Origin of the sequence: Spiroplasma chrysopicola DF-1 (assembly GCF_000400935.1) — a bacterium.
GTDB lineage: Bacteria > Bacillota_I > Bacilli_A > Mycoplasmatales > Mycoplasmataceae > Spiroplasma > Spiroplasma chrysopicola.
The window spans coordinates 201,228-226,783 of sequence record NC_021280.1 but is presented as its reverse complement, the minus strand read 5'-3'; the positions used below and the strand labels follow the sequence as shown (position 1 = coordinate 226,783).

Here is a 25,556-nt window from a genome sequence, read left to right as displayed (position 1 = left end):
TCTTCTACTCCTTTGCTGTTATTTACCAGCTGATTTTCCTTCTTTACGAATAATGTATTCATTTTTATATTTAATCCCTTTCCCTTTGTAAGGTTCTGGTTTACGATAACTTCTGATGTTTGCAGCAACTTCTCCGACTAATTGTTTTGAAATTCCTTCCACCACAATTTGCGTTGGTTTTGGGATTGTAACAGTAATTCCTTGCGGAATGTTATATTCAATTGGATGTGAATATCCTAAGTTTAGGGTAATTTTATTCCCTTGTAAGGCTGCTTTATATCCAACCCCATTAATTTCTAATTCTTTTTTGAACCCTTTACTTACTCCTTCAAGCATTCCTTGAATTAATGAGTTAATTGTTCCATGTAGTTGTTTAGTATGTTTAATTTCATTACTTCTTTTTGTTGTGATCACACCATCAGTGTTTTCAACTTTAATTACACTTGGAATTGTTTGTTCTAATTGCCCTTTTGATCCTTTTACAATCACACTATTATTTTGAATTGTTACTTCTACTCCTGCTGGAATTTTTAATTCGCGATTACCAATACGTGACATTTTCTCTAATCCTGTATCTTTCTATCACACATAAGCAATTACTTCGCCACCTAAGTGAGCTTTTTTCGCTGCTTTGTCTGTCATAATTCCTTTACTTGTAGATATAATTGCAATTCCTAATCCATTTAAAACATGAGGGACATTTTCAACGGGTACGTAAACTCTTAAACCTGGTTTTGAAATTCTTTTTAATCCTGAAATAACTTTTGTTTTACCTTTATATTTTAGCGATAATGTTAACTCTTTTTTAGCATCCCCTTCAACTTTGAAATCTTCAATGTATCCTTCTTCTTTTAAAATTTCGGCAATTCTTACTTTCATTTTACTTGAAGGCATTGATACACTTTTGTGTAATCTTTGGTTTGCATTTCTAATTCTAGTTAACATATCTGCGATAGTATCAATCATCATAATTTTCAGTCTCTCTTTCTACCATGAAGCTTTCTTTACCCCAGGAATTTGGCCTTTGTATGCTAAATTTCTAAAGCAAATACGGCATAAGTTATATTTACGTAAAACGGCATGTGGTCGACCACATTGTCCACAACGAGTATATCCACGTGTTTTAAATTTTGGATGACGTTGTTGTTTAACTTTTAATGATTTTTTCGCCATGTCTCGATCCCCCTATTTTTTAAATGGCATTCCCATTTTTACTAATAATGCGTGTGCATCTTGATTGTTTTTGGCATTTGTAACAATTGTAATATCCATCCCACGAACTCTTTTTACTTTATCATAATCAATTTCTGGGAAAATAATTTGTTCTTTAATTCCTAATGTGTAATTTCCTCGTCCATCATATCCTGATGAACTAACCCCACGGAAGTCTCTTACTCGTGGTAAAGCAATATTAATTAATTTATCTAAAAATTCATACATTTTTTTACCACGCAAAGTTACTTTGGCCCCAATTGGCATTCCTTCACGTAGTTTAAATGATGCGATTGATTTTTTTGCTTTCGTAATTAAGGCTTTTTGGCCAGTAATTAATCCTAATTCATTTGTAATATCTTCGATTACTTTTGTGTTGCTTGTTGCATCCCCTGCTCCCATATTAACAACAATTTTTTTAACAACTGGTACTTCCATTACTGAACTATATCCTTGCTCTTTGAATAATTCTTTGGCAATTGTTTTTTTGTATTTTTCTTCTAAACGAATCATCTCTAATTATTCTCCTTTATTAAGCTAAGTGCGCTTTCGATTTACGAGCAACACGGATTTTTTTACCATTGTCATTAACTTGATAACCAATTTTTGTTATTTCTTTTTTATTTTTTGGGTCGATTAATGCAACATTTGAAATATGAACTGATGCTGGAACTTGTTGAATTCCTCCTTCAGTATTGTCTTGTGATGGTTTAACATGCTTTGTATTTGTAATTCCTTCGATAATCACACGATTTTTTTCACGTAAAACTTTCATAATTGGGCCTTCAACACCTTTATGTTTTCCGCTTATAACTTTAACTAAGTCACCTTTTTTAAATTTAAATTTATTCATGCTTAGCCTCCTATAATACTTCTGGGGCTAATGAAGCGATTTTTACAAATCCAGCTTCTTTAACTTCCCTTGCGATTGGTCCGAAGATCCGTGTTCCTCGTGGTGATTTATCTTCTTTAATAATTACAACTGCATTTTCTGAGAATTGAATTTGAGTTCCATCATCTCTTTTCAATCCACGTTTTGTTCGCACAATAACCGCTTTAACAACTTGTCCTTTTTTAACCATTCCGCCAGGTACAGCTTTTTTAATAGTACATACTACAATATCCCCAATATTCGTAAACTTACGTCATGAACCACCTAAGTTTTTAATTACTAAAACTTCTTTTGCCCCTGTATTATCCGCAACTCTTAAGCGCGACTCTTGTTGAATCATTTTCTAATTCCTCGCTTTGCTTAGCCAATTGCTTTTTCAATAACTTCAACTAAACGGAAGCGTTTAATTTTTGATAATGGGCGAGTTTCCATAATACTTACTTTGTCTCCAATGTGAGCTTGGTTTTGTTCATCATGGGCTAAATATTTTTTTGAATATTTAACACGTTTTCCATATAGGGGGTGATTTTTGTAGGTTTCAACTAAGACAGCAATTGTTTTATCACTTTTGTCAGATACAACACGTCCATATAAAACTTTACGATTATTTCTTTCCATTATTTGTCTGTCCCTTTCTTATCTTTGTTTTTGTCGGTTGTTGGTTTTTTTGTTGTTGCAGCGATGATTTTATCGCGGTTTTCTTGTCAATTTGTTCCATATGTATACATTTCTGCATTTGGATCTTTATCTTTTGTTTTTAAATCAATTTTAACGCCAGTTCCACGTCCTACCGCCGTTTTTGATCCTAATGAATTTTTTAATTCTGATAATTTTTCTTTTGCATTAGGTTGCGCTGGCGCAGCTACTTTTGCTGCCTTTGGTGCTGGTGCTGTTTTTGCTTTTAAAGCTGCTGGTTTAATTTCAGCTGTTTTTGATGTTGTTTTTGCAACTGGTTTAGTTTCTGCCTTTGGTGTTTTTTCCACTGCTGGTTTAGCAGCTACTGGTTTTTCAACCTTTGCTGGTTTTTTCGCAACTGGTGCTGGTTTAACATCCTTTTTTGGTGCTGCTTTTGCAAGCGCCGCTTTTGGTGCTGGTTTAACTGCCACCTTTGGTGTTTTTTCCATCGCTGGTGCTGATGAAACTGTTGTATCTTCGCTTGGTATTGTTAAATCTCCCATTGCGTCATCTAATGATAAATTCATTAAATCAAGATCACCAGTTCCTTCGTCACTTTGTTCAGCCATCATTTTTTCAATTTTGGCTTTACGTTCTTTGGCAAATTGTTGTGATTCTTTTTCAATTTTGGCATAAGTTTCATTTAGATCAATTTTAACGTTAATTGTGGTATTTTCTCCAGCAATTCGGCGAGCAGATAGAATAGTTAGAATACGAGCAATTTGTTTTTTTAATTTGCTAATTCGATCAGGTTTTTCTAGGTTTCCCATCGCTGATTGGAATTTTAACGCAAATAATTCTGCTCTTGATTCTTCTTCAAGTTTTTTTAACTCTTCAACAGATTTTTTGTTTAAATCACTAATCATAATTATTCTTCTCCTTTTTTAACAATTTTACATCTCACTGGTAACTTATGCATTGCCAAACGTAAAGCTTCACGAGCAATTTCTTCCGAAACACCTGCTACTTCAAACATAATTGTTCCGGTTTTAACTACTGCTACTCAATCTTCTGGGGCCCCTTTTCCTGATCCCATCCGTACTTCTAATGGTTTTTTAGTCTTTGCCATGTGGGGAAAAATTCTAATTCAAACTTTTCCTCAACGTTTCATATAACGTGTCATTGCAATACGAGCTGCTTCAATTTGACGGTTTGTAATTCAAGCTCCATCAAGTGATTGTAGGCCATATTCTCCAAAGTCAACTGTTGTATTTCCTTTGGCTTTTCCTTCATAACTAATTCGATGAGGGCGACGGTATTTAGTTCTTTTTGGTAATAACATTTTTATTTCGCCTCCTTAGAATTATTATTTGGACGGTAATTTGATTCACGGCGTTCAAATCTTGGTTTATCAAATCTTGGTTTATCAAATTTTGATTTTTCATCACTAGTACTTAATGATACTAGGTCTTTTCCTAAAATTTCCCCTTTACAGATTCAAACTTTAACTCCGATTTGACCATAAGTTGTTAACGCTTCAGCGAAACCATAATCAATATCACTACGTAATGTTGCTAATGGTACTGTTCCTTCAATATAACCTTCACGGCGGGCCATATCAACTCCCCCTAAACGTCCTGAAACTGAAGTTTTAATTCCTTTTGCTCCAGCTTTTAAAGCTTTTTTAATCGCAATTTTTTGTACTGTTCTAAAAGATGCCCGGTTAACAATTTGTGAAGCAATTGTATTTGCTACTAATTGTGCATCTAAATCAGGGTTTTTAACTTCAACAACATTAATTTTGACTTCAATTTTACGGTCTTTGATTGTTTTACGAACTAACTTAATTAACTCTGGGATATTTTTCCCTTCTTGTCCTAAAACAACCCCAACACGAGCAGTTCTAATAAAGATAACAATAGTACTTTTAGTTTTCTCTATTTCAATTGTTGAAACAGCATCACCTAATACCTTAATTAAAGCTTTACGAATATTAATATCATCATGGACTCATTTAACATACATGTCTTCTGAATATCATCTTGAATCTCAATTTTTAATGACTCCAACTCTTAAACCAGTTGGACTTACTTTATGTCCCATTCTTGTTATCTCCTTTTCTTATTTCTGCCCATCACTGACCGTAATTGCCACGTGACTTGTCCGTTTTAAAATTTCGTATGCTCTTCCGTGTGCTCGTGGACGGAATCTTTTTAATGTTGGTCCTTCGTTAACGAAGATTTCTTTAATAAATAATTTATCAGCGTCTAAACCGTTATTATTAACTGCATTTGCAACAGCTGATTTTACCAATTTTTGAACTGGTAATGATGATTTTTTGTTGATATTGTTCAAGATAACTATTGCTTCTCCCACTTTTTTATTTCGGATTAAATCGGTAACCAATCTGACTTTACGAGGAGAAATTCTAATACTTCTTAAATGTGCTTTTACTTCCATTTACTCTTTTCTCGCTTTCTTCCTTATTTTTTCTTTTTCTTGTCGTCACCATGACCACCGAATTTACGTGTTGGAGAAAATTCTCCTAATTTATGTCCAACCATATCTTCTGTAACATAAACGGGAATATGTTCTTTTCCATTATGCACCGCAAAGGTATGACCTATAAAATCTGGGAAAATTGTACTTCTTCTTGATCAAGTTTTTATTACTTCTTTTTTATTTGCTTTATTTAAGTCTTCAACTTTTTTAATTAAGTGTTGATCAGCAAATGGTCCTTTTTTAAGACTTCTTGACATTGCTTCTACCTCCTACTTTCTAAATAACCTTATCTTATATTGAACCGCTTCTGTGCTAATAATTTAACAATAGAGAGCGTTCCTAACATAACAATTATTTAGGACGTCTTCTAACAATTAATTTAGTTGAAGCTTTTTTCTTATTACGAGTTTTTACTCCTAATGCTTTTTTGCCTCATGGTGTCATTGGTGCTTTTCGTCCAATTGGAGCTTTTCCTTCTCCACCACCATGGGGGTGATCAATTGGGTTCATTACTGACCCACGAACAGTTGGACGAATTCCTCGTCAACGGTTTCTTCCGGCTTTACCTCAATTAATTAAGGCATAGTCTTCATTTCCGACTTCACCAATTGTGGCACGACATTCTGCTAAGACTTTACGTACCTCTCCTGATGTTAAACGAACAGTAACATATTTACCATCGTCATCTTTTCCTAATAATTGGACTGATGAACCAGCTGAACGAGCTAACTGTCCACCCTTCCCAGGGCGTAATTCTAAGTTATGAATCATTGTTCCTTCAGGAATATTCATTAATTTCATGTTGTTTCCAACTTTAATATCAGCTTTTTCACCACTGATAACTTCCATTCCAACTTTGATCCCTTTTGGAGCTAAAATATATCTTTTTTCTCCATCAATATAATTTACTAAACAAATAAAGGCGTTACGGTTTGGGTCATATTCAATTGTGGCAATTTTACCAACAATGTTGTCTTTATTTCGTTTAAAGTCAACAATACGATATTTAACTTTATGGCCTCCACCTTTATGTCTTGTCGTAATAACCCCTTGGTTATTACGTCCAGCATGTTTTTTACGAGTTTCTGTTAATGATTTTTCGGGACGATCAGTTGTTAAAACTGAGTAGTCCATTGTTGTCATATTACGACGACTCGCAGTTACTGGCTTAAAACTCTTAATTGGCATTGTTATTTATCCTCCCTAATAAGCCAATAAACAGTCCCAGATAGTTGTGTCCTGGAATTATTTATTTTCTCCTAATAAATCTAATTGTTCTCCTGGTTTTAAAGTGATAATTGCTCTTTTTGTATATTTTGTTTCTCCAACAAATTTTCCCATTTTCTTTTCTTTTGGGTCATAGTTGATAATATTTACTTTCGCAACTTTTACTTCAAAAATTGTTTCAAAGGCTTTTTTGATTTGCACTTTGTTCGCAGTAATTGCTACTTCAAAAGTGTAAACACCACTTGCCATATTACGGTATGTTTTTTCTGATAAAATTGGTTTTTTAATCACATTTGTAATATGCATTATGCCAACACCTCCTCAATTGCTTTTATAGCTGCTTCTGTTACAAGTAATTTATTTGCATTTAATAAATCATAAATATTAATTCCACTTGAACTAATTATATTTACTTTTTGAATGTTACGTGATGACTTAACGTTTACTTCATCGCCATCAGTTGTCACGATTAACACTTTTTCATTATTTACTTTTAAGTTATTTAGGACTTCAACCATGCTCTTTGTTGATGGTGTTTCAATCCCGAATTGATCAATTACCACTAAATCTTTGCTTTGTGCTTTTAAACTTAAAGCTGATTTCAGTGCTAATTTTCTTACTTTTTTGTTAACATGTTTTAAATAATTTTTTTCGGGTGTTGGTCCAAAGACAATTCCCCCACCTTTTCATTGTGGAGCACGAATTGATCCTTGACGGGCACGTCCTGTCCCTTTTTGTCGTCAAGGTTTTCTTCCTCCACCTGACACTTCAGTTCTTGTTTTAGTTTTGTGTGTTCCTTGACGCATTGATGATTGCTGAGCAATAACTGCATCAAACATTGCTTGTTTATGTGGTTCAATTGCTCAAATTGTATCGTTTAAAACGATTTCTTTTACGCTAATTCCCTTAGCATCAAATACTTGTTGTTTCATCTGTTCTATTCCTTCCACACATTACTCAGCCACAACTGCTACTTCAGGAGTAGCTGGTGTTTCAACTGGTGTTACCACTTCTTCTTTTACTAAAACCTCTTTTGTGTCATTTTTAATTGGTGTTCTTTCAATTAAAGTTGTTGGTTGACTTGGTACTAATCCTTTAATACTTTCTTTCACAACTACTAATTGTTTTTTTGGTCCAGGAATTGATCCTTTCACTAAAATGGCATTTTTTGCTGTATCAATTGCAATAATTTCTAAATTTTGAATTGTTACTTTTTCAGCTCCCATATGCCCAGGCATTTTTTTTGATTTAAAGATTCGGTTTGGGGCAATTGGACCCATTGATCCAACTCCACGGTGGTATCCTGATCCATGACCCATTGGTCCACGTGAATAATTATGGCGTTTAATTGACCCGGCAAATCCTTTTCCTTTTGAAGTTCCTGTTACATCAACGAATTCCCCAGCGGTAAAGATATCAGCTTTAATAGTATCACCGATTTTATATCCAGTCATATCTCTGATTTCTTTTACGAAGCGCTTAGGTGTTGTGTTTGCTTTTTTAAACTGTCCTTGGTCTGGTTTTGAAACCAAGTTAACTTTTTTATCTTCAACAGCTAGTTGTAATGCTTCATAACCATGTTTTTCTGTTGTTAAAACTTGTAAAACACTGTTTGGTTGCACTTCAACTACTGTAACTGGTATTAGTTTTCCTTCAGTTGTGAAAACTTGTGTCATACCAATTTTACGTCCTAAGATTCCTTTCATTTTTTATCCTCCCTGAAAATACGTCATGTACATTTTGTTGGAAATATTCGTGTCCGAATATTTATCTATTTCATTTCAATTTCAACACTGCTTGGTAGTTGGACCCTTTTTAAAGTATCAATTACTTTTGGTCCATCTGGATTGATAATATCAATTATTCTTTTATGTGTTCTCTTTTCAAATTGTTCGCGTGAATCTTTATATTTGTGAGTCGCACGTAAAATAGTAATAATTTCACGATCAGTTGGTAAAGGAATTGGTCCTTTTACTTCAACTCCAGCGGCTTTCGCAGCTTCAATAATTTTTTGAATTGATTGGTCAACAACACGGTGGTCATAACCTTTCAATTTAATGCGCATTTTAGTTTGAGCCATAATTTTCCCTCCTAATTTATTTGGTTTTTTTGCGTAAACATTGACAACGCCTATCAGTGTATCAATGATAGGCCACAAAATATGTTTGCACAAAATATACATGCTATTTAATTTTAGTGAATGTTAATAATAATTGCAAGCATTTTTAATAAAATATTTATTATTTTTTCAACTAACGATATAATATTTTTAACTAAAAAAAAGAATAAAATCAATTTTCGAGGAGGATAAAATGGCCAAACAAAATACCAAACAAAAAACAACTAAAAAAGCAAAACCAGAAAACTATGCCAAAAATCTAAATGAAAAATACCTAAATTTTCGGCAGGAAATGGTTAAAATGCAGCTAGATAATCTCGCCAAACGTACCTCACGAAGCCATGAAGTTAATAAAAAAACGCGAAAAAAAGTTGTTCAGGAAAGTAAAAAAACCCTTGATAAAAATAATCCAATGTATAAAATTTTGCTTAATGCGCAGAAAAGAAATGAAGAATTACGCAAAAAATCATACAAAAATAATGACCCAGAATATCTTGATGTTAATAATCTTAGCGTTGCTGATCGAGTTAAAATTTTAAAATTAGCTAAAAAGAAAAACAACCCTCTTTACCGGCAACTATTATTAGAAAAAAGTACAAGCGGATTAAGTGAATTAGCCCGCCAACGAAAACGTGAATTAATGGCAAAATCACAAACAAATAAACCAAAAAAAGAAAAAAATAAAGGGTAATAACCCTTTATTTTTATTTATGGTATTTTTCATTATTAATAATTGTAAAAGCGCGATAAACTTGTTCTAGTAAAATCAAACGACATAATTGATGAGGCAAAGTAATTGCCCCAAAGCTAATAATTTTATGAACCTTACTATGAATTTCATCAGTAAAACCATGACTAGGACCAATTATAAAAACTAATTTTCCCTGGCGATAAGTTTGAATCTCGCTGATCATTGCACTTAATTGTTCACTAGCAATTTGTTGACCATTAATATCTAATAAAACTTTATAGTAGTCAGGATAACTTTTCGCCAATTTCTCAATCATTAATTTCGTTTGATTTTGCTTTAAAACATTAACTGGTTGGTTTACTAATTCTTTTATTTCAATCACATCTATTTTGCTATACATTTTAATGCGTTCAAGATAAAGTTGACATCCCGTTTGTAAAAAAGGTTTATCTAAATTACCAATGACTAACAATTTAATATCCATTTTTATTTAAATGATTTAATTGATGTTGGATCAATTTCTCAACTAAATTCTGGGAAACTATATTCTTTTGTATGTAGTGGTAATGTTCCTTGGTCTTTAATTGTTTTTTCGGTTTCATCATCAACAATCCCTTTATCATCACCTTTTAAGACATATCCTAACGCTACTTCTGTTCCAATTTGTAAACTTGGAACAGTAACATTAAACTTATGGTAATCATCATCTTGACGAGTTGCTAAATCATAGAAACTATAGCCAATAAAGAATCATTGATGGGCATATTCTTTGTCATTATTTGGATTTTTATAAGCAATGTAGTTAGCTACCCCAGTTAAATTATGAGCAACAGCACTAAAGGTATAAATTTTATCCTTGTTTGTAAATTCAAAGGTTACTTTAACATCTTTCATTTGAATGAAAGCATAACGTGTTGATTGATATTTTGTTGATTTATCAATTTGGTCTTTCCCTTGGTTATAATCAGCACTAGCATTTAATCAGTCAATTGCATTAGCAACTGGTGCTAAAACTCTTAATGAATTAGGTGTTTGAACAAATTTGTCCCCTTCTTTTGGTGGTTTAACTCATTCTTTTTCCCCTGATCTCGTAAAGTTAGGGGTTGTTTGTGTAACACTTTTATCATCATTAACAAGATTTTGATTATCTTTTGCCACAATCCCAATTTGAGTAAAATATGAATCATCTGTTGTTGAATAATTATTAAAGAAACTTGTTCACAATTCTTTTTGTTCATCATTTCCTGCATTAGCAATTAAATCATCTTTGCGTTGTGATAAACTACTATTTAATTGTTCTTCGGTCCAATGGGCTCCTTTTTGACTTGTTCAATTATCTTTTGATAAATTAATTCCATACATTAATGGTAATACTAATTGTAATAACCCTGATGGTAAGAATGACCCATTATTTAACATTGTTTCAAAAGGTTTATCATCAGCATCTTTTCCTGATCCAAAGGCATTTTGAATACCAAGTTCTTCATTAGGGGTTGGATCATGTAAAAATTCATTGTCCCCATTATAAATAAACATTGGGACTGTTCTCCCTTTGTCGGCTCCACAAGCCACAACTGATGTAATTGATGTTGTTCCAATTGTAAACGATGTTAATACTGATAATAACTTACGCATTGTTTTCCTCCTTGTTAATAATTATGCTTTTAATATTAACTAAATATTTTCTTCACTATTGTATAATACTAACTTAAAATCCTGGTTTTTGCAAACCAAAATCGGCAAATGAACCATGTTTTTTTACAAATAATAATTCAACATTCCCTGTTGGCCCGTTCCGGTGTTTTGATAAAATTAATTGCGCTTTTTCTGTTTCCATTGCGTTATTATCATTATTATCACCTAAATGATAATACTCTTCCCGATATAAAAACATAATAATATCAGCATCTTGTTCAATCGCTCCTGAATCACGTAAATCTGACATAATTGGTCGCTTATCTTCCCGTTTTTCAACTGACCGTGATAACTGTGATAAACAGATAATTGGTACTTCTAATTCCCGCGCTAGGGCTTTTAATTGTCGTGAAATTGTTGAAACTTCTTGTTGACGTGATTCTCCATAACTACCACCAACGCTTAATAACTGTAGGTAATCAATTACTACTAATGATACTTCATTATCACGACATAGCTTTCGCAATTTTGATTGTAATTCAATCACTTTTAATCCGGGAGTATCATCGATAAATAATTTTGTATGTTTTAAAAAGTCTCCTGCTTTTGTAATTTTTTCTCAATCATTTGCTGTTAACCCTTTTCCTGTTCGAACTTTTGATGAATCAACTGTTGAATAACTCCCAATCATCCGTTGAATTAATTGCTCAGAAGGCATTTCGACTGAAAAAATTGCGACAGCTTTATTTGATTTCTCTGCACATTTAACAGCAAAATTTAATGCTAATGCTGTTTTCCCCATCGAAGGACGAGCCGCTAAAATAATAAAGTCACCCTTTTGAAAACCTGATGTCATATAATCTAAATCACGAAAACCACTCGGACTTCCTGTTAAAAGTTCCCCTGAACTTTCTAACTTTTCTAACTTAGCTAAAACATTATCAACTTCATCAAATGAGCTTTTAAATAAATTCCCTTTTCGCTCTTTTTTTACATCTAAAATAGCTTTTTCGGCGCTACTTACAACTTCATCAATTGGTTGATTTAAATTGATTTCCCGATTAATATTATCAACAACTTCTTTTAATCGTCGTGAAGTTGTATTTCTAATAATAATATCTAAGTATTCTGTTAAATTAGCATCAGTAGTATAAGCTTGAAATAAATCGGTTAGAAATTCAATTCCCCCAATTTTTGTTAAAACATTATTCTTTAACATATAATTACTTAATGTTGTAATATTAATTGCCACTTTTGAAATAAATAATTCTTGTAATGCTTTAAAAATTGATTTGTAATTCATTACAGTAAAGTCTTCTTCTGATAATAATGAAAATATTTCTTCCGCTGCCATTGGCGAATGAGCGGCAATTGCTAAAATATTTTGCTCAGCCTCACTAATAGCTTTAATCCTTTCCATCCCTTTATTATTTTCTGCCATACTAACTCTCCTTTTTTTCAATCATTACTTTTAATGTTGCTGTTACTTGATGATTTAACTTAATTGTTAAATAATGTAACCCAACATCAACTAAATTATTTTTATCAACAAAGTTTTTTTTATTTACTTTCAACTTAAACTCTTTTTCTAAACGATCAACAATCTGAACCAATGAAATAGATCCAAAAACCTTATCATTATGCATCTTTAACTTAAAATTTAGGGTTAATTTTTCTAATTCAAGTTTTAGCAACCCCAATTTCGCAATTTCTTCATCAATCGTTTTTTGGTTTTCTCGTAAATTTTCATTTAATTTATAAACATTGGCATTAGTTGTTGGAATTGCTAAATTTTGTTTAAGTAAAAAGTTTTTGGCATAGCCATCAGATACTTCTATAATATCATTAGCTTTCCCTTTTCCTTTGACATCTTTAATTAAAATAACTTTCATTTTTATCACCTACCAAAAATTATATAATAAATATCATTAAAAAGAACTAAATTATTTTCGATAATTTAGTTCTTTTCCCTTATTGAATTTCTAATAAATATAAACATAAAATTGCTTTTTTAAAAATTTTATCCATGCTTCTTTCATAATCAAGATCTTCTTGAAAAGTTAATGAATTACGATGTTTTGAGTGCTCAATAAAACTAAAAATATCATATTCTAATTTTGGATTAAAATCTTTAATTTCTTGGCGCTTTTCTTCTAATAAAGTGGCAAAATTAGCTAGAATTTTATTTTTTTCAACTAAATCACCATTTTTACTAAAATACTGATTAAAGATAACTTCCTTATCTAACTTATTTACTAAAGGAGTTTCATTTTGATTAACAACATCTTTTTGGTAACTCAAATAATATAGAACATTGCTCTCTTCTGATTTTGGAGTAATTGTAATTTTAAATAAAGCAAATAATTCTTCTAATTTAGTAAGATATACTTCTAATTCAAGCTTTTCTTCCTTCGATAAGTCTAAGTTTGGTAATGCTAGAATATACTTACTAATATTATAAGAAAATTCACAAAACTTAAATACATCAGAGTTTTCTTGTAATAAGCCATTAATCAAACTAATTACTTCTCGGATAATATCGCGTTCCTTTTTATTTTTTAAATGATACTCTAAATTTAAATTAAAGTTTTTTAAAAACTTATGTTTAGATTTTGCTTTCCCGATTTCAATTTCTTTTAGCGCTTTATTTCTTGCTAAATTAATGCTAAAAAACTCCATTGTCTGTTCAACATCTAACCCAAAAAAAAGCATTGATCCCTGATCAGCTAAGATCGCAATTTTTTTATTTTTTAAAAATCCTTTTCATAAATCTAAAATTTCCCCAAAATTAGTTAAAAAAAACGCATATTTCTTATTATTTGATTTATCAAAAATTGACATTGTGAACCCCTTATATTTTTCTTTTTTCTTTTTTTAATTATATCAAAAAAATCCTAAAATAAAAAGAGCCCCCATAAAGCAAAATTATCTTTATAAAATAAAAAAGGCATTAATTTTTAATTAATGTCCCTTATATATTACCTTTAAACTAAATGGTGGACCCGAACGGGATCGAACCGTCGACCCCCTGCGTGCAAGGCAGGTGCTCTCCCAGCTGAGCTACGGGCCCACAAAATAAAAATGGTCGGGCTAAATGGACTTGAACCATCGACCTCACCCTTATCAGGGGTGCGCTCTAACCAGCTGAGCTATAGCCCGAAAACCTAAATAATTATAACATTAAATTAAATAAAAAAACAATAAAAAGTAAAATTATTTTGAAAAATATTCCTTAAAATAATTTTACGTTATTCAACAAAACTATCTAAATCTTCCAAATTATCATATTGATCATATTTGCTTAGTTTTGCCATTTTTTTGGCGTTTTTTTGTTCTACTTTGTTTTGTATTTTAGCCGCCTTTTTCTCTTGTTTTGCTAATTTTTTCAATTGGCGTTTTGAAAGTTCACCATATTCTGAACTTGTCGGTTCATTGTCAATGAAATTAAACATATTAACACTATCATCTTTAAAATTATTATCTTGGTTATCGTTTTCTTGAAATTGACTATTTTCCTGTGCAAAATTATTGATGTTATTATTTTCAAACCCAACTTCTGGCTGAGAATATTGACTATCTTGTGATTGATTATTATCTGTTTCATTATTATAACTATAATTTTGATTAAAATTTTGGTCTTGGCCAAGATAAACTGGATTAGCCATAAATTCTTGTTCATAATATGGTGGTTGATTTAAATTATAATCATTTTGATTAACATTATCATTAACACTATTATCAAAATTTCCTTGCCCTTGGCGATTATTTTGATTATTGCCACTATTGACATTATTACCTGGTTGATGTTGATGGTCAAAACCATGTTGACATCCACAACCATTGATTGGCATTGGTGGTACCATCATTCCTGGGGCTGGACAAGAACTATAAAAAGGATATGTTGATGATGGATATGGGGCTTGTGCCGCTGGTTGTTGGATGAAAAAAACTTGTGGTGAAGATTGTGGTGGATACATTGGCATCATTGGTTGTCCAGGCATATAACCAGGATATGGGGCTTGATAACCCATTCCATGTTGTGGGGTTGTTAGTGCACTAATAAAAACTTCCGCATCACGGCGGCTACGAAATAATGCTACATCCCCATTTGTATCATATGATTTTACCAAATAGCCCTCATCATTTGGTAAAATGTAAAACCCGTTATTCATTTTGTTTCGCTCCCCTTTAACGCTTTTATATGTAATGACCTATACTTTTTTGCATTATAATTATATCATAAAAAAGCAATTTTAACTGCCTTGCCCCAAAAATTCTTTTTGTTAGGGGCGAAATGATAATTGCTTAATGTAATTACTTAATAAATAATTTTAGCTAAGCATAAGCCATATGGCTTAGCACTAAAAATTGTTGTTTTACCAGCCGGCGGATTTGCTAACTGTTCTTGCAAAGTTTCAATCGTAACCCGACCATGATAACACTCAAGAATATTCTGAACTATCATTCGAATTTGATAACGAATAAATCCTTTGCCTTTAAAATGAATTTTTATTTTTTTAGTTTTATCACGGGCAACATCAATTGTATTGATTGTTCGAACTGTCTTAATTGTTTCGCCAATTTTTACACCACTAAAAAAGGCAAAATCATGTTCGCCAACAAAAATTTGGGCAATTGTGTGAAGGCGTTCTTCATCATATTGTTGCTTAGTTCGTAATTCGTAACGATGATTAACTAAATCATAGTCTTGATCATTAATTGTATAAATATATTCTTTTTCTTTTGTGTCACGAACATTAAAATTTTCATCAACAACAACATAATTTTTAATATTAATATTAAGCGGTAAACTATAACTGACAGTTTTAATAAAAAAAACTAAGTCTTTTGGTTGAAAAGGAATTTTAACTAACACTTTTTGATCACATGCATGGACACCCGCATCAGTTTTACTTGCTCCTAGGGTTCAAAGTTTAATTTGGCAAACATTAAAAAAGGCTTTTTCTAATTCTCCTTGAATTGTTAAAGCATTTTTTTGTTTAATTCAGCCCTTATAATCAAAGCCATCATATTCTAAAGTTAACAGTAGATTTAACATTATTATCAACCTACAACAAAATCATCAAGATGAGGAATTCTCATTTGTAAAAATCCTGTTTTAAAATATCCATAAACTAACTCTGTCCCATTTCAATGTCATCCCTCATAAAAGGTTGTGAATTGTCCCATTGTTGCTGATTGAGCAATCACAACACCAGCAATTCCTACTCCAAATATGAAAATGATAACATCAACAAAATGAAACTTATAAGCACGATAGCGTGTTCGTTTGGCATGAGGGTCATATCCCCTAGCATCCATTGCATATGATAAATCTTCTGACTTTTGAAAAGCTGATACTAATAATGGAATAATTAAAGATGTTGTTGATTTAATTTTATCTTTAAAATGACCATGTTTAAAATCAACTCCCCGCGAAGCTTGCGCTTTCATAATTCGGCTTGCTTCTTCAATTAAAGTTGGAATCATTCTTAAAGCAATTGAAATAATTGTTGATAAAATATGAACTGGGAATTTAACTAATTTTAACGGACTCATTAAATCTTCTAACGCTAATGTTAAATCTAATGGTTGGGTTGTTGAAGTTAAAATCGTTGTAATTGTAATCATTAAATAAATCCGAATTGCCATGTATAAGGCACTATAAATTGCCTTTTCTGAAAAAGCAAATCATGTTTGACCACCAGGGGCAACTGGACCAATTGCTTCAGGACTTCCCCCTCAATGCCAACCTAAATAACCACTTTTAACCAAAAAACAGTTAATAATTAATAGAAAAATAAACATAAACATAATTGGTTTTAATAATGAAAATAGCATTCTAAATGGGAGTTTTGATAAAATATAAATTAAACCAAGGGCAATCCCAATAATAGCATAGCCCGTAAAACCTGATGGGAAAAATATCGCAACCATCAATGTTAGTAACATAAATAATTTCAGTCTTGGATCCATTCGATGAATAACTGAATCATACGCGATATAACGACCAAACGATAGTCTCATATTTTTACCCCTTTCTTTGTTTTTTAATGTTAATAATTTTATCAACTAATTCATTAATATTACGGATATTTTCTTCCCGTAAATCTAAGCCATTTTCAGCTAATTGATAAATTAAATTATAAATCTTTGGTGGTTCAATTTGTAATTCATGTAATAACGTTTTATCTTTAAAAATTTCAAACGGTGTTCCAATTTTAATAATTTTCCCATCTTTTAAAGCCACGACTTCATCAACAATGTCTAAAACATGATCCATATTATGCGTAACAAGAATAATCCGTTTTTTCTCATTCTTATTAATATTGTTAAATAATTTAATAAAATCTTCTTCCCCTTCAGGGTCTAAGCCTGCAGTTGGTTCATCTAAAATTAAGGTGTTTCCTTCGATTGCTAAAATTCCCGCAATCGCTACCCGACGTTTTTGACCTCCTGATAAATCAAATGGTGAACGTTGTAAATAGTTTTCTGGTAAACCAACCATTTCAAGATATTTCTTTGCATTAGCTCGGGCAACTTCTTTTTCTTCCCCTAAATGAACTGGTCCAAACATAATATCTTTTTCAATGGTTTCTTCAAATAATTGATATTCAGGAAACTGGAAAACTAAACCAATTGATTTACGTAATTTTTTAATATCTTTAATCTTTTTTTGCTTAGCTTTGATTATAAAACCATTGGCATAAACTTCTCCCCGAGTTGGGGTTAATAAACCATTAATGTGTTGAACTAACGTTGACTTTCCACTACCCGTTGAACCAATTACTGCCGTAATTTTTTCAGGTTTAATTTCCAAGTTAATATCAGTCAAAGATTGGTATTCATACGGTGATTTTGGCGCATAAACATATGAAACATCTTTAAAAATAATTTGATCATTTTCCGGCATTGAAACTGATTTTGCTTTTTTTGCTATTTTTGACATATGTCTTTCACCAACTCTCCCATGTCTAAAGTATTATTAACATTAAGGCCCTTTTCTCTTAAACTATTAATTACTCTTGAAATAAAAGGCACATCCAAGTGAATTCCCTTGAGGAAATCCCCATCATATAAAATCTCTTCTGGGCGACCACACTTTACCATTTTTCCTTTATTCATCACAATTACTTTATCAGCATTAATAATTTCATCCATATCATGGGTAATTGAAATAATAGTTTTTTGACGAGTATTTTTTAAATCAACCATAATTTGTTTAACTTCTTGACGGCCTTTGGGGTCTAACATACTTGTTGCTTCATCAAATATAATAATATCTGGTTGCAATGCCAAGGTTGAAGCAATCGCGACACGCTGTTTTTGACCCCCTGATAACATTAATGGTTCATGGTCTAAGTAATCCAACATTCCAACTTTTTTTGCGGCATCATCGATAATTGCCTGCATATCTTTTTGGGCAATACAACGGTTTTCTAAGCCAAAAGCAATATCATCACGAACAGTTGAACCAATAAATTGATTATCTGGATTTTGAAAAACAATTCCTAAAAAACGGCGAATTTCAGTTAAGGTTGTCGCATGCATTTCATTACCAAATACTTCAATTTTTCCCTTTTGTGGTCGTAATACCCCAATAATAATTTTACTAATTGTTGATTTACCACTCCCATTATGGCCAATAATTGTAACATATTCACCATGATTAATTTCAAAACTAACACCATCAACAGCATTTGGATGAGTCTCACGATATTTAAACTCAACATCTGTTAATTTTAAAGAAATATTATTTTTTTTCTCTAAATGATTATCGTTTTTTTTGTGTTTCTTTTTCATTGTTTGCCTCATCCCTATTAACCGTTTATACTTCTTATTTATATAATTAATAATTTAATTATATCGTATTATAAAAAATAGTTACTATTTTTTTCCTTTGTCCGTTTCTTTTTTAATTATATATAAAAAGGATATATAAACAATCAAAAAAATTAATTTCTTTAAATTTATTAAAAAAGTTACTTATCGTAACTTTTTTTGTTTTTCTTAATAATCATTATCATCTAAATCAATGTTTTGAATATAAACATCCCGTGGTTTAGCACCATTTTGTGGGCCAATTACGCCATTTTCTTCTAATGTATCCATTAAGCGACTAGCGCGATTATAACCGATTGAGAATTTCCGTTGAATTAATGATGTTGAAGCTTTTTGATTTAAAATAACAAAGTTTTTAATTTCTTGATAAAGGGGATCTAATTCACTAGTTAAATCACCATTATTAACACCATTATGACTATTTTCAATATTTAAGAAATCTTCATCATAGCTAGTTTCTTGTTGTGATTGACAATATTCAACTAAGCGTTCAATTTCATCATCAGAAATATAAGCTCCTTGCGCGCGAGTTGGGATATTTTGTCCAGCGGGGGCGTATAACATATCCCCATAACCAATTAATTTTTCAGCCCCACTTTGATCTAAAATTGTGCGTGAATCAATTGAAGAAGCAACAGCAAAGGCAATTCGGGATGGAATATTTGTTTTAATAACTCCAGTAATAACATCTGTTGAAGGTCGTTGTGTTGCGATAATCATATGAATTCCAGCTGCTCGCGCTAATTGTGTAATGCGCATAATTGAATCCTCAATTTCTTTCCCCGCTGTCATCATTAAATCAGCTAATTCATCAATGATAATAACGATATAAGGTAACTTCTCTTCGGGAGTTACTTTCAAGTTAAAGGCTTCAATATTTCGTACTCCCCGTGTGGATAATAAACTATAACGACGTTCCATTTCCGCAATAACTTTTTTCAATGCTGGATTAGCTAATTTAGTATCAGAAATAACGGGTGTTAATAAGTGCGGTAAATTATTGTATACTGCTAATTCAACTTGTTTTGGATCAATTAATAATAATTTCACTTCTGATGGTTTTGTACGTAATAATAGCGATGATAGAATTGTGTTAATACATACTGATTTCCCACTTCCTGTTGAACCTGCCACTAATAAATGGGGCATTTTATCTAATTCAACAAAAATAATATCGCCATTAACGCTACGGCCAATTGCCACTAGTAATTTCTTATCTTGTTTTTCCAATGGGATTCGCTCCATAATTTCGCGTAAAGTAACTTTATTACTAATTTGGTTAGCAATTTCAATCCCAACCGCTGATTTCCCTTGAATTGGGGCTTCAATTCGAATTGTTTGTGTTGCTAAAGCATATTTTAAATCATTTTCAAGACTCATAATTTTATTAACTTTAACTCCTGGTTGCATTTGAATTTCAAACTTAGTAATTGTTGGACCAATATTAACTCCTTGCACACTAGCGGCAATATTAAATTGTTGGAATACTTCATTGATTTTTAAAGCCTTATTATGGGCCGCCATTTTATTTTGTTCATTATTATTTGCATTATCTTGTTTTTCATTTAATAATGTTAAATTAGGTAATTTATAATTGGGATTATTAAAGGCTGGTGGGCGGCTTGTTAAGACTGGCTCACGTTTATCAATAACAACATTACGGCGTGGTCGATCAAATATCTCAACTTTTGGTTGCGGTTTTGGTGGGGCTGTTCAAAAATCATTTGTTGGTCGCTCAACCTCAGGTGTTGATGTGATTGGCGTGCTATTAACAAGTGTTTGAGGTTCTCGTGGCTGATTAAAATCTTTTACTTCCCCACTATCATCATAAAGCGATGTTTGCTCAGCAGTTGGTGGGTTTGATGGCGCACCATCCCGTTTAATCTTTCCAAACGGAGTAATATTTGCTTGTGAATTTAGTTTATTGCGTGCCTCATTCAAATCAACATTTTGACCAAAAGCAGAAGAATAAACTGGTAAATCATTAATATTACGATTATCATCAAAGCCAGAATTTAACCCACTACGACGATTCCGTGGTTGAATATACTGATCAGGTTGGGGCACAACTGGTTTTTTAACCCCTCCTGTTCGAGAATATGAAAAATCTTGTTGCGCTACAAAATTACTATCGCGTGGTTGTTGAGGAGGTTGACTATTATAGTCATCAAACTTAACATAATTTTGTTTTGTTTTTTTCTTACCAACAAAATCATCGGCAATTAAATCCTCAATTAACTGTTGATCATGCAAAGCAGTATATGAAGGCATTTGAATTGTAATATCAGAAGATTCTGTTGTGTGCATTACTTGTTGGGGGGTAAAAAATTCATCATCAGGAACATTTAACGATTGATAAATTGAGTTATTCCCTGGCTTTTTAATTTTTTTTGCCTTGTTTGATCATAATCTTGTGACACGAATTCCTTTATTACGACGACGTTGTTTTGGTAAAAACAACCCTAAAAAACTTCCGGTAAAAACTCAACTAAATCAACCAAGATATAAAATTAAACATAAAACAACTGAACCAAATATAGTTAGATAAGAAAAAACCCCAGCTAAAAAGTTTCCAATAATTCCGCCTCCAGCTCCTAATGTAATTCATTGACCATTAAAGCCTACAAAAGTAATTGATTTTAAAGCTTCTGGCGAAAAAATTGAAGCATTCTGTCAATTTTTAATATAGGCTTTAATAATATTTAAAAATGATTGTTGATCAAAAAATGGCATTTGGTTTTGCGAAAATTGGTAAATTAATAAAATTGCGCTGACAAGTCAACATGTTAAAATAATAAAACAAATTGTCATCCAACGAACTCTGCGTTTTATCTTAATTTTAACGCCTAAAAAAATCGTTAAACCAACAATTAAACAACAGAAATACAATAAATATTTAAACCACCCAAAAAGAAAGGTAAAAATAACATCATCAATAAATTGACCAATTAATGTAATCCGTCCAACTGAAATAATTGTAAAAAAAACTACTAATAACGCTCCAATAACTCAACCAATCGCATCATTACGGCGCGGTTTTTTTTCGACTTTAATAATTGCAGTCGTTTGATTTTGATCATTGAGAGGGTGATCAGTATAAGTTCTTTTCTTCATTTAATAGCCCTCCTAATTAAAGTTTTAGCTCTGTAGTTTAAATGACCATACTAAAAAATAAACTACTTTACAATATAAATATATCACAAAATTAGATTTCATTCACGATTGCTAAAATAATTGGTGTTTTTCCTGTTTCAGTTTTAACGAATGTTGCTAATACCGAACGAATTTCATTTTTTACTTCGTTAATATCATACATTTCCCCAGCAACAGCACGACCATGATGTTTTTCAACAATGTCAGTAATAATCTTTTGCATTTTTTTAAAAATATCATTATTTTCTTGAATATAAATAACGCCACGCATTTGGGTATCAATCAAAGAAGCAATTTCTTTTGTTTTACTATCAACTGAAACACCAACAATAACAACACCATCAGTTGCTAATTGTTTTCGTTCATTTAAAACAACTGCGCCAATGTCGCCAACTCCAATTCCGTCAACATATAAGTCAGCGGTTTTGATGCGATTAGTTTTTTTGGCAAAAGTTCCATCAACAAATTCAACATTTTCACCATTATCACATAAAAAGATGTTTTCGGGATTAACACCTGCTTCAATTGCAGCTGTTTTTGCTCAGACAAAATCTTTATATAATCCTTTAACGGGAATAAAGTAAGTTGGTTTAATAATTGATGTCATTAATTTAACATCTTCAAAACTAGCATTCATTGTTCAAACTTTTTTTGCTGATAAAGCAATTGTTTTAGCGACTGTTCGTGCTAATTCATCCAAAACATTAGCATGGTTTAATTCACTCCCTGGTGTTGGTGGGGTTGCTAAAATAATCATGTCAGTTTCTTTAATATCTAAAATATCATCATTACCCCCAGCAATTTTAATTAAACGACTGTATAAGCGTTCTCCTGAACCTGTAACAATAATTAACGATTTTTCTTGGCTAACTGCTTCATGCAATGGAACAAGATTAATACCATCTAAATTCATTTTTTTATTTTCGCGTAAAACTTTTAATGCTTCCAATAATGTTTGACCATAAATTCCCGCTGAAATATTATTTTCCCGAACTAAATCAAATAATTCACTAATTTTATGTAAATCTTGATCAAAACAAGCTAAAATAATTCGCCCTTTTGCTTCTTTAACTGCTCTTTCAACATAAATATTAATTTTATGATTAGGAGCCGTATAGTCTTGGCGTGATGCGGCTGTTGCTTCTGATAAAAATAATAAAATTTTTTGTTTAGCAACAATACTTTGTAAATGTTGTAAATCTGTTGAAAAATTTGTATCAGCTTTTGCATCAAACATATAATCACCAGTATAAATAATTGTTCCATCTGGGGTATGTAAAGCAAAACCAAAACTATTTGGCATACTTGTTGTTGTTAAAAAAACTTCAATTTGACACTGGCCAAAATCAATAATTTGCTTAGCTGAAATTGGGGTAAATAATTCTTCTTTCCCTCTAACTTTAAAACGTTGTAAATGAAAATTTAAAATGCTACATGTCAAATCACTACCATAAACTTGTAATGGTAATTCTTTTAAAATATATGTTATTGCCTCTGAACACTCATCAGATGGTTTTGAGATAAAAATCCCTTTAATACGTTGTTTATTTTCTTTTAAGTAATCAAAATTAGGAATAACAACATCAATTCCTAAAATTCCACGTTCTGGATTCTTTGTCCCTGCATCAAAAATAAAAATATCCTGATCAACTTCAACACAGTATAAGTTTTTACCTCTCTCGTCTAATCCCCCAAGGGCGAAAAAATTAATTTTTGCCATAAAATAAGCTCCTTATTCTCTATTTCCTCATATTTACAATTTATTATGTCGCATGGTGAACAATTGAATGTTCTAATAAATAAATGTAATCTTGTTTTATTATACATTAAGTTATAAAATTATTAAAATAAAATGTAAAAATTAATTTGAAGTTTTATTATGTCAAAATTATAGTGATTTTTAACAAGAAAGGTTCCGTAAATTTTATGAAAGCAATGTTCCCTGGCAGTTTTGATCCGATCCATGACGGCCATCTAAATATTATTAAAAAAGCAATTAAATTATTTCCAACGCTATATGTTGTTGTTTCAAATAATTTGGAAAAAACAGTTCAAACAAACATTAACTTACGTGCCGAAAAAGTTAAAGCAATTTGTGCTGAAATTAGTCCAAATATTACTGTCTTAATTAATGATACAATTCTAACTAGTAGTTTGGCTGAACAGTTAGGTATTAATTATGTTATTCGTGGTCTACGAAATAATAATGATTTAAAATATGAATTAGAATTATCTTATGCGATGAAAAAATTAAATCCGCAATTAGAAACAATTTTCTTAATTGCGGACTATGGGTTAAATGAAATTTCATCAACTTTTTTAAAACAAATTAATAAATTAAAAAAATAAAGGATTGTAAAAATCCTTTATTTTTTTCCTAATAGTTTAAACATATTAAGTTTGTAAACTTCCACACCTGGTTGGTCAAAGGGATTAATCCCTAACAAATATGCCGACATTGCACAGGCTTTCATAAATCAATATGATAAGTAACCAAACATTTTTGCGTCCATTGTTTTGAATTCTAATAAAATCACTGGCACGCCACCAGTTTCATGATGAGCATTAATAACCCCATCAATTGCAATACTGTTTACTTCATGAAGGGTTTTACCTGCTAAATAATTTAGGCCATCAAGATTATCTTGATCAGCAGTTAATGTTAAATCCAAGCCTGGTTGATTTACTTTAATTACCGTTTCAAAAAAGATTTTTTTGGTTCCATCTTGAATAAATTGACCCAATGAATGTAAATCAGTTGAAAAAACACACGATAATGGTAGTAATCCTTTACCATCTTTTCCCTCTGATTCACCAAATAATTGTTTTCATCATTCAGTAATCATTTGTAGTTGTAACTCATATGTAACTAGCATTTCTGCTAAATAATTTTGGTTGTGATTTAGGATATAACGACCAACAGCATATTTATAAGCTTCGTTTTTCGTTAAATCATCACTTAGGGTTTCCTGATAAGCTTGTTGCGCTCCTTGCATCACTAAATTAATATCAATGCCAGCAACAACCATGGCAAAAATCCCAACCGGTGTTAGAACCGAGAAACGCCCCCCAATATCATCAGGAATAACAAAACTAGCATAACCTTCCGTTGTTGCTAACTTTTTTAAAGCACCCCGATGTTGGTCAGTAATAGTGACAATTCTTTGTTGGGCAATTGCTTTGCCTTTTTTTGCTTCTAACAGCTCTTTAAATAAGCGAAATGCAATTGCTGGTTCTGTCGTTGTTCCTGATTTCGAAACAACACAAATTCCAAATTCTTTATTTGCCAGGAATTCTAAAACCTGTTTCGTATATGTTGAAGACATTGTATTTCCAACATAAATTACCTTAACTTTTGGTTCGGAAGATAGGCCATTAATCATTTCAATTGCCGCGCGAGCACCAAGATAACTGCCCCCAATCCCAATCACTACTAAGACATCAATTTCAGTTTGTAATGCTTTTCCTAATTTTTCCATTGCCATAAATTCATCATGAGGATAATCCTTTGGTCATTCAACTCACCCTAAAAATTCACTGCCCGCTCCGGTCTTATTATGAATCATTTGATGAATCTTCTTAACTTCTTGGTGATAATTTTCAAGCAGTTTTTCGTCTATTGCCTTTGCTAAATTTACTTTAATCATAATTTAAAAGCATCACTTTCC

The 25,556-nt window shown here is 31.6% G+C and carries 32 protein-coding genes and 2 tRNA genes; 2 read left to right on the top strand and 32 right to left on the bottom strand.

Going from position 1 to position 25,556, the window contains the following annotated elements:
* Positions 1–18 precede the first annotated feature (18 nt).
* From rplF to rpsJ, 17 genes are all read right to left on the bottom strand, one after another.
* Positions 19–558: a 50S ribosomal protein L6 gene (gene rplF / locus SCHRY_RS01065; protein WP_016338621.1), complete on the bottom strand. Its 540-nt coding sequence runs from the start codon at positions 556–558 to the stop codon at positions 19–21.
* Between the two features lie 21 nt (positions 559–579).
* Entirely contained in the window at positions 580–969 is a 390-nt protein-coding gene (gene rpsH, locus SCHRY_RS01060; RefSeq protein WP_016338620.1) for a 30S ribosomal protein S8, read from the bottom strand.
* 18 nt (positions 970–987) lie between these two features.
* On the bottom strand, positions 988–1,173 hold the full coding sequence (locus SCHRY_RS01055; RefSeq protein ID WP_016338619.1) for a type Z 30S ribosomal protein S14: 186 nt from the start codon (positions 1,171–1,173) through the stop codon (positions 988–990).
* A gap of 12 nt (positions 1,174–1,185) precedes the next feature.
* Positions 1,186–1,725: a 50S ribosomal protein L5 gene (gene rplE / locus SCHRY_RS01050; protein WP_016338618.1), complete on the bottom strand. Its 540-nt coding sequence runs from the start codon at positions 1,723–1,725 to the stop codon at positions 1,186–1,188.
* 19 nt (positions 1,726–1,744) lie between these two features.
* Positions 1,745–2,065 carry a 50S ribosomal protein L24 gene (gene rplX, locus SCHRY_RS01045; protein ID WP_016338617.1) on the bottom strand — a complete coding sequence of 107 codons (321 nt, stop codon included), beginning with the start codon at positions 2,063–2,065 and terminating at the stop codon, positions 1,745–1,747.
* A gap of 10 nt (positions 2,066–2,075) precedes the next feature.
* Entirely contained in the window at positions 2,076–2,444 is a 369-nt protein-coding gene (rplN, locus tag SCHRY_RS01040; RefSeq protein ID WP_016338616.1) for a 50S ribosomal protein L14, read from the bottom strand.
* Positions 2,445–2,464: 20 nt separating this feature from the next.
* Positions 2,465–2,725 (bottom strand): 30S ribosomal protein S17, encoded by a 261-nt coding sequence (gene rpsQ, locus SCHRY_RS01035; RefSeq protein WP_041611857.1) that lies wholly within the window; start codon positions 2,723–2,725, stop codon positions 2,465–2,467.
* Complete coding sequence (gene rpmC / locus SCHRY_RS05645) at positions 2,722–3,645, bottom strand: 50S ribosomal protein L29 (RefSeq protein WP_016338614.1); 924 nt, start codon at positions 3,643–3,645, stop codon at positions 2,722–2,724. Before rpmC ends, rpsQ begins: the two co-directional genes overlap by 4 nt.
* Before the next feature lie 2 nt (positions 3,646–3,647).
* Positions 3,648–4,061: a 50S ribosomal protein L16 gene (gene rplP / locus SCHRY_RS01025; RefSeq protein WP_016338613.1), complete on the bottom strand. Its 414-nt coding sequence runs from the start codon at positions 4,059–4,061 to the stop codon at positions 3,648–3,650.
* 2 nt (positions 4,062–4,063) lie between these two features.
* Complete coding sequence (rpsC, locus tag SCHRY_RS01020) at positions 4,064–4,822, bottom strand: 30S ribosomal protein S3 (RefSeq protein ID WP_016338612.1); 759 nt, start codon at positions 4,820–4,822, stop codon at positions 4,064–4,066.
* Positions 4,823–4,840: 18 nt separating this feature from the next.
* Positions 4,841–5,179 (bottom strand): 50S ribosomal protein L22, encoded by a 339-nt coding sequence (gene rplV / locus SCHRY_RS01015; protein WP_016338611.1) that lies wholly within the window; start codon positions 5,177–5,179, stop codon positions 4,841–4,843.
* Between the two features lie 23 nt (positions 5,180–5,202).
* A complete protein-coding gene (gene rpsS / locus SCHRY_RS01010) occupies positions 5,203–5,478 on the bottom strand; it encodes a 30S ribosomal protein S19 (RefSeq protein WP_016338610.1) in 276 nt (91 codons plus the stop codon).
* Positions 5,479–5,572: 94 nt separating this feature from the next.
* On the bottom strand, positions 5,573–6,409 hold the full coding sequence (gene rplB / locus SCHRY_RS01005) for a 50S ribosomal protein L2 (protein ID WP_016338609.1): 837 nt from the start codon (positions 6,407–6,409) through the stop codon (positions 5,573–5,575).
* A gap of 57 nt (positions 6,410–6,466) precedes the next feature.
* Positions 6,467–6,754: a 50S ribosomal protein L23 gene (rplW, locus tag SCHRY_RS01000; protein WP_016338608.1), complete on the bottom strand. Its 288-nt coding sequence runs from the start codon at positions 6,752–6,754 to the stop codon at positions 6,467–6,469.
* Positions 6,754–7,380: a 50S ribosomal protein L4 gene (gene rplD, locus SCHRY_RS00995; protein WP_016338607.1), complete on the bottom strand. Its 627-nt coding sequence runs from the start codon at positions 7,378–7,380 to the stop codon at positions 6,754–6,756. Before rplD ends, rplW begins: the two co-directional genes overlap by 1 nt.
* Positions 7,381–7,401: 21 nt before the next feature.
* On the bottom strand, positions 7,402–8,154 hold the full coding sequence (gene rplC, locus SCHRY_RS00990; protein WP_016338606.1) for a 50S ribosomal protein L3: 753 nt from the start codon (positions 8,152–8,154) through the stop codon (positions 7,402–7,404).
* 65 nt (positions 8,155–8,219) lie between these two features.
* Positions 8,220–8,528: a 30S ribosomal protein S10 gene (rpsJ, locus tag SCHRY_RS00985; protein ID WP_016338605.1), complete on the bottom strand. Its 309-nt coding sequence runs from the start codon at positions 8,526–8,528 to the stop codon at positions 8,220–8,222.
* A gap of 232 nt (positions 8,529–8,760) precedes the next feature.
* On the opposite strand from rpsJ, the gene SCHRY_RS00980 reads away from it, so the two are divergent.
* Positions 8,761–9,258, top strand: a complete 498-nt coding sequence (locus SCHRY_RS00980; RefSeq protein WP_016338604.1) for a hypothetical protein — start codon at positions 8,761–8,763, stop codon at positions 9,256–9,258.
* Between the two features lie 13 nt (positions 9,259–9,271).
* On the opposite strand, the gene SCHRY_RS00975 is transcribed toward SCHRY_RS00980, so the two are convergent.
* The 14 genes from SCHRY_RS00975 to SCHRY_RS00910 form a co-directional block, all read right to left on the bottom strand.
* Positions 9,272–9,742, bottom strand: a complete 471-nt coding sequence (locus SCHRY_RS00975) for a 23S rRNA (pseudouridine(1915)-N(3))-methyltransferase RlmH (RefSeq protein WP_016338603.1) — start codon at positions 9,740–9,742, stop codon at positions 9,272–9,274.
* Positions 9,743–9,744: 2 nt separating this feature from the next.
* Complete coding sequence (locus SCHRY_RS00970; protein WP_016338602.1) at positions 9,745–10,893, bottom strand: hypothetical protein; 1,149 nt, start codon at positions 10,891–10,893, stop codon at positions 9,745–9,747.
* Between the two features lie 73 nt (positions 10,894–10,966).
* Positions 10,967–12,334: a replicative DNA helicase gene (gene dnaB, locus SCHRY_RS00965; RefSeq protein WP_016338601.1), complete on the bottom strand. Its 1,368-nt coding sequence runs from the start codon at positions 12,332–12,334 to the stop codon at positions 10,967–10,969.
* 1 nt (position 12,335) lies between these two features.
* Entirely contained in the window at positions 12,336–12,785 is a 450-nt protein-coding gene (gene rplI / locus SCHRY_RS00960) for a 50S ribosomal protein L9 (protein ID WP_016338600.1), read from the bottom strand.
* 79 nt (positions 12,786–12,864) lie between these two features.
* Complete coding sequence (locus SCHRY_RS00955) at positions 12,865–13,734, bottom strand: hypothetical protein (RefSeq protein WP_016338599.1); 870 nt, start codon at positions 13,732–13,734, stop codon at positions 12,865–12,867.
* 153 nt (positions 13,735–13,887) lie between these two features.
* Positions 13,888–13,963 (bottom strand) — tRNA-Ala (locus SCHRY_RS00950).
* 12 nt (positions 13,964–13,975) lie between these two features.
* Positions 13,976–14,052: transfer RNA gene (locus SCHRY_RS00945), tRNA-Ile, on the bottom strand.
* Between the two features lie 89 nt (positions 14,053–14,141).
* The gene (locus SCHRY_RS00940) at positions 14,142–15,065 is read right to left on the bottom strand and encodes a hypothetical protein (protein ID WP_016338598.1); all 924 of its coding nucleotides are present in this window, start codon (positions 15,063–15,065) and stop codon (positions 14,142–14,144) included.
* Between the two features lie 146 nt (positions 15,066–15,211).
* Complete coding sequence (locus SCHRY_RS00935; RefSeq protein ID WP_016338597.1) at positions 15,212–15,952, bottom strand: tRNA pseudouridine synthase A; 741 nt, start codon at positions 15,950–15,952, stop codon at positions 15,212–15,214.
* 2 nt (positions 15,953–15,954) lie between these two features.
* Positions 15,955–16,920, bottom strand: a complete 966-nt coding sequence (locus SCHRY_RS00930; RefSeq protein ID WP_016338596.1) for an energy-coupling factor transporter transmembrane component T family protein — start codon at positions 16,918–16,920, stop codon at positions 15,955–15,957.
* 4 nt (positions 16,921–16,924) lie between these two features.
* Complete coding sequence (locus SCHRY_RS00925) at positions 16,925–17,842, bottom strand: energy-coupling factor transporter ATPase (RefSeq protein ID WP_016338595.1); 918 nt, start codon at positions 17,840–17,842, stop codon at positions 16,925–16,927.
* Positions 17,830–18,696, bottom strand: coding sequence for an energy-coupling factor transporter ATPase (locus SCHRY_RS00920; protein WP_016338594.1), 867 nt, complete (start codon positions 18,694–18,696; stop codon positions 17,830–17,832). The genes SCHRY_RS00925 and SCHRY_RS00920 overlap by 13 nt, the downstream gene beginning before the upstream one ends.
* Before the next feature lie 207 nt (positions 18,697–18,903).
* A complete protein-coding gene (locus SCHRY_RS00915; RefSeq protein WP_016338593.1) occupies positions 18,904–21,849 on the bottom strand; it encodes a DNA translocase FtsK in 2,946 nt (981 codons plus the stop codon).
* 91 nt (positions 21,850–21,940) lie between these two features.
* On the bottom strand, positions 21,941–23,608 hold the full coding sequence (locus SCHRY_RS00910) for a ribonuclease J (RefSeq protein ID WP_016338592.1): 1,668 nt from the start codon (positions 23,606–23,608) through the stop codon (positions 21,941–21,943).
* Between the two features lie 206 nt (positions 23,609–23,814).
* Here SCHRY_RS00910 and coaD point away from each other — a divergent pair, with 206 nt between their 5' ends.
* On the top strand, positions 23,815–24,237 hold the full coding sequence (coaD, locus tag SCHRY_RS00905) for a pantetheine-phosphate adenylyltransferase (protein ID WP_016338591.1): 423 nt from the start codon (positions 23,815–23,817) through the stop codon (positions 24,235–24,237).
* 17 nt (positions 24,238–24,254) lie between these two features.
* On the opposite strand, the gene SCHRY_RS00900 is transcribed toward coaD, so the two are convergent.
* Complete coding sequence (locus tag SCHRY_RS00900; protein ID WP_016338590.1) at positions 24,255–25,535, bottom strand: glucose-6-phosphate isomerase; 1,281 nt, start codon at positions 25,533–25,535, stop codon at positions 24,255–24,257.
* Positions 25,536–25,556 lie beyond the last annotated feature (21 nt).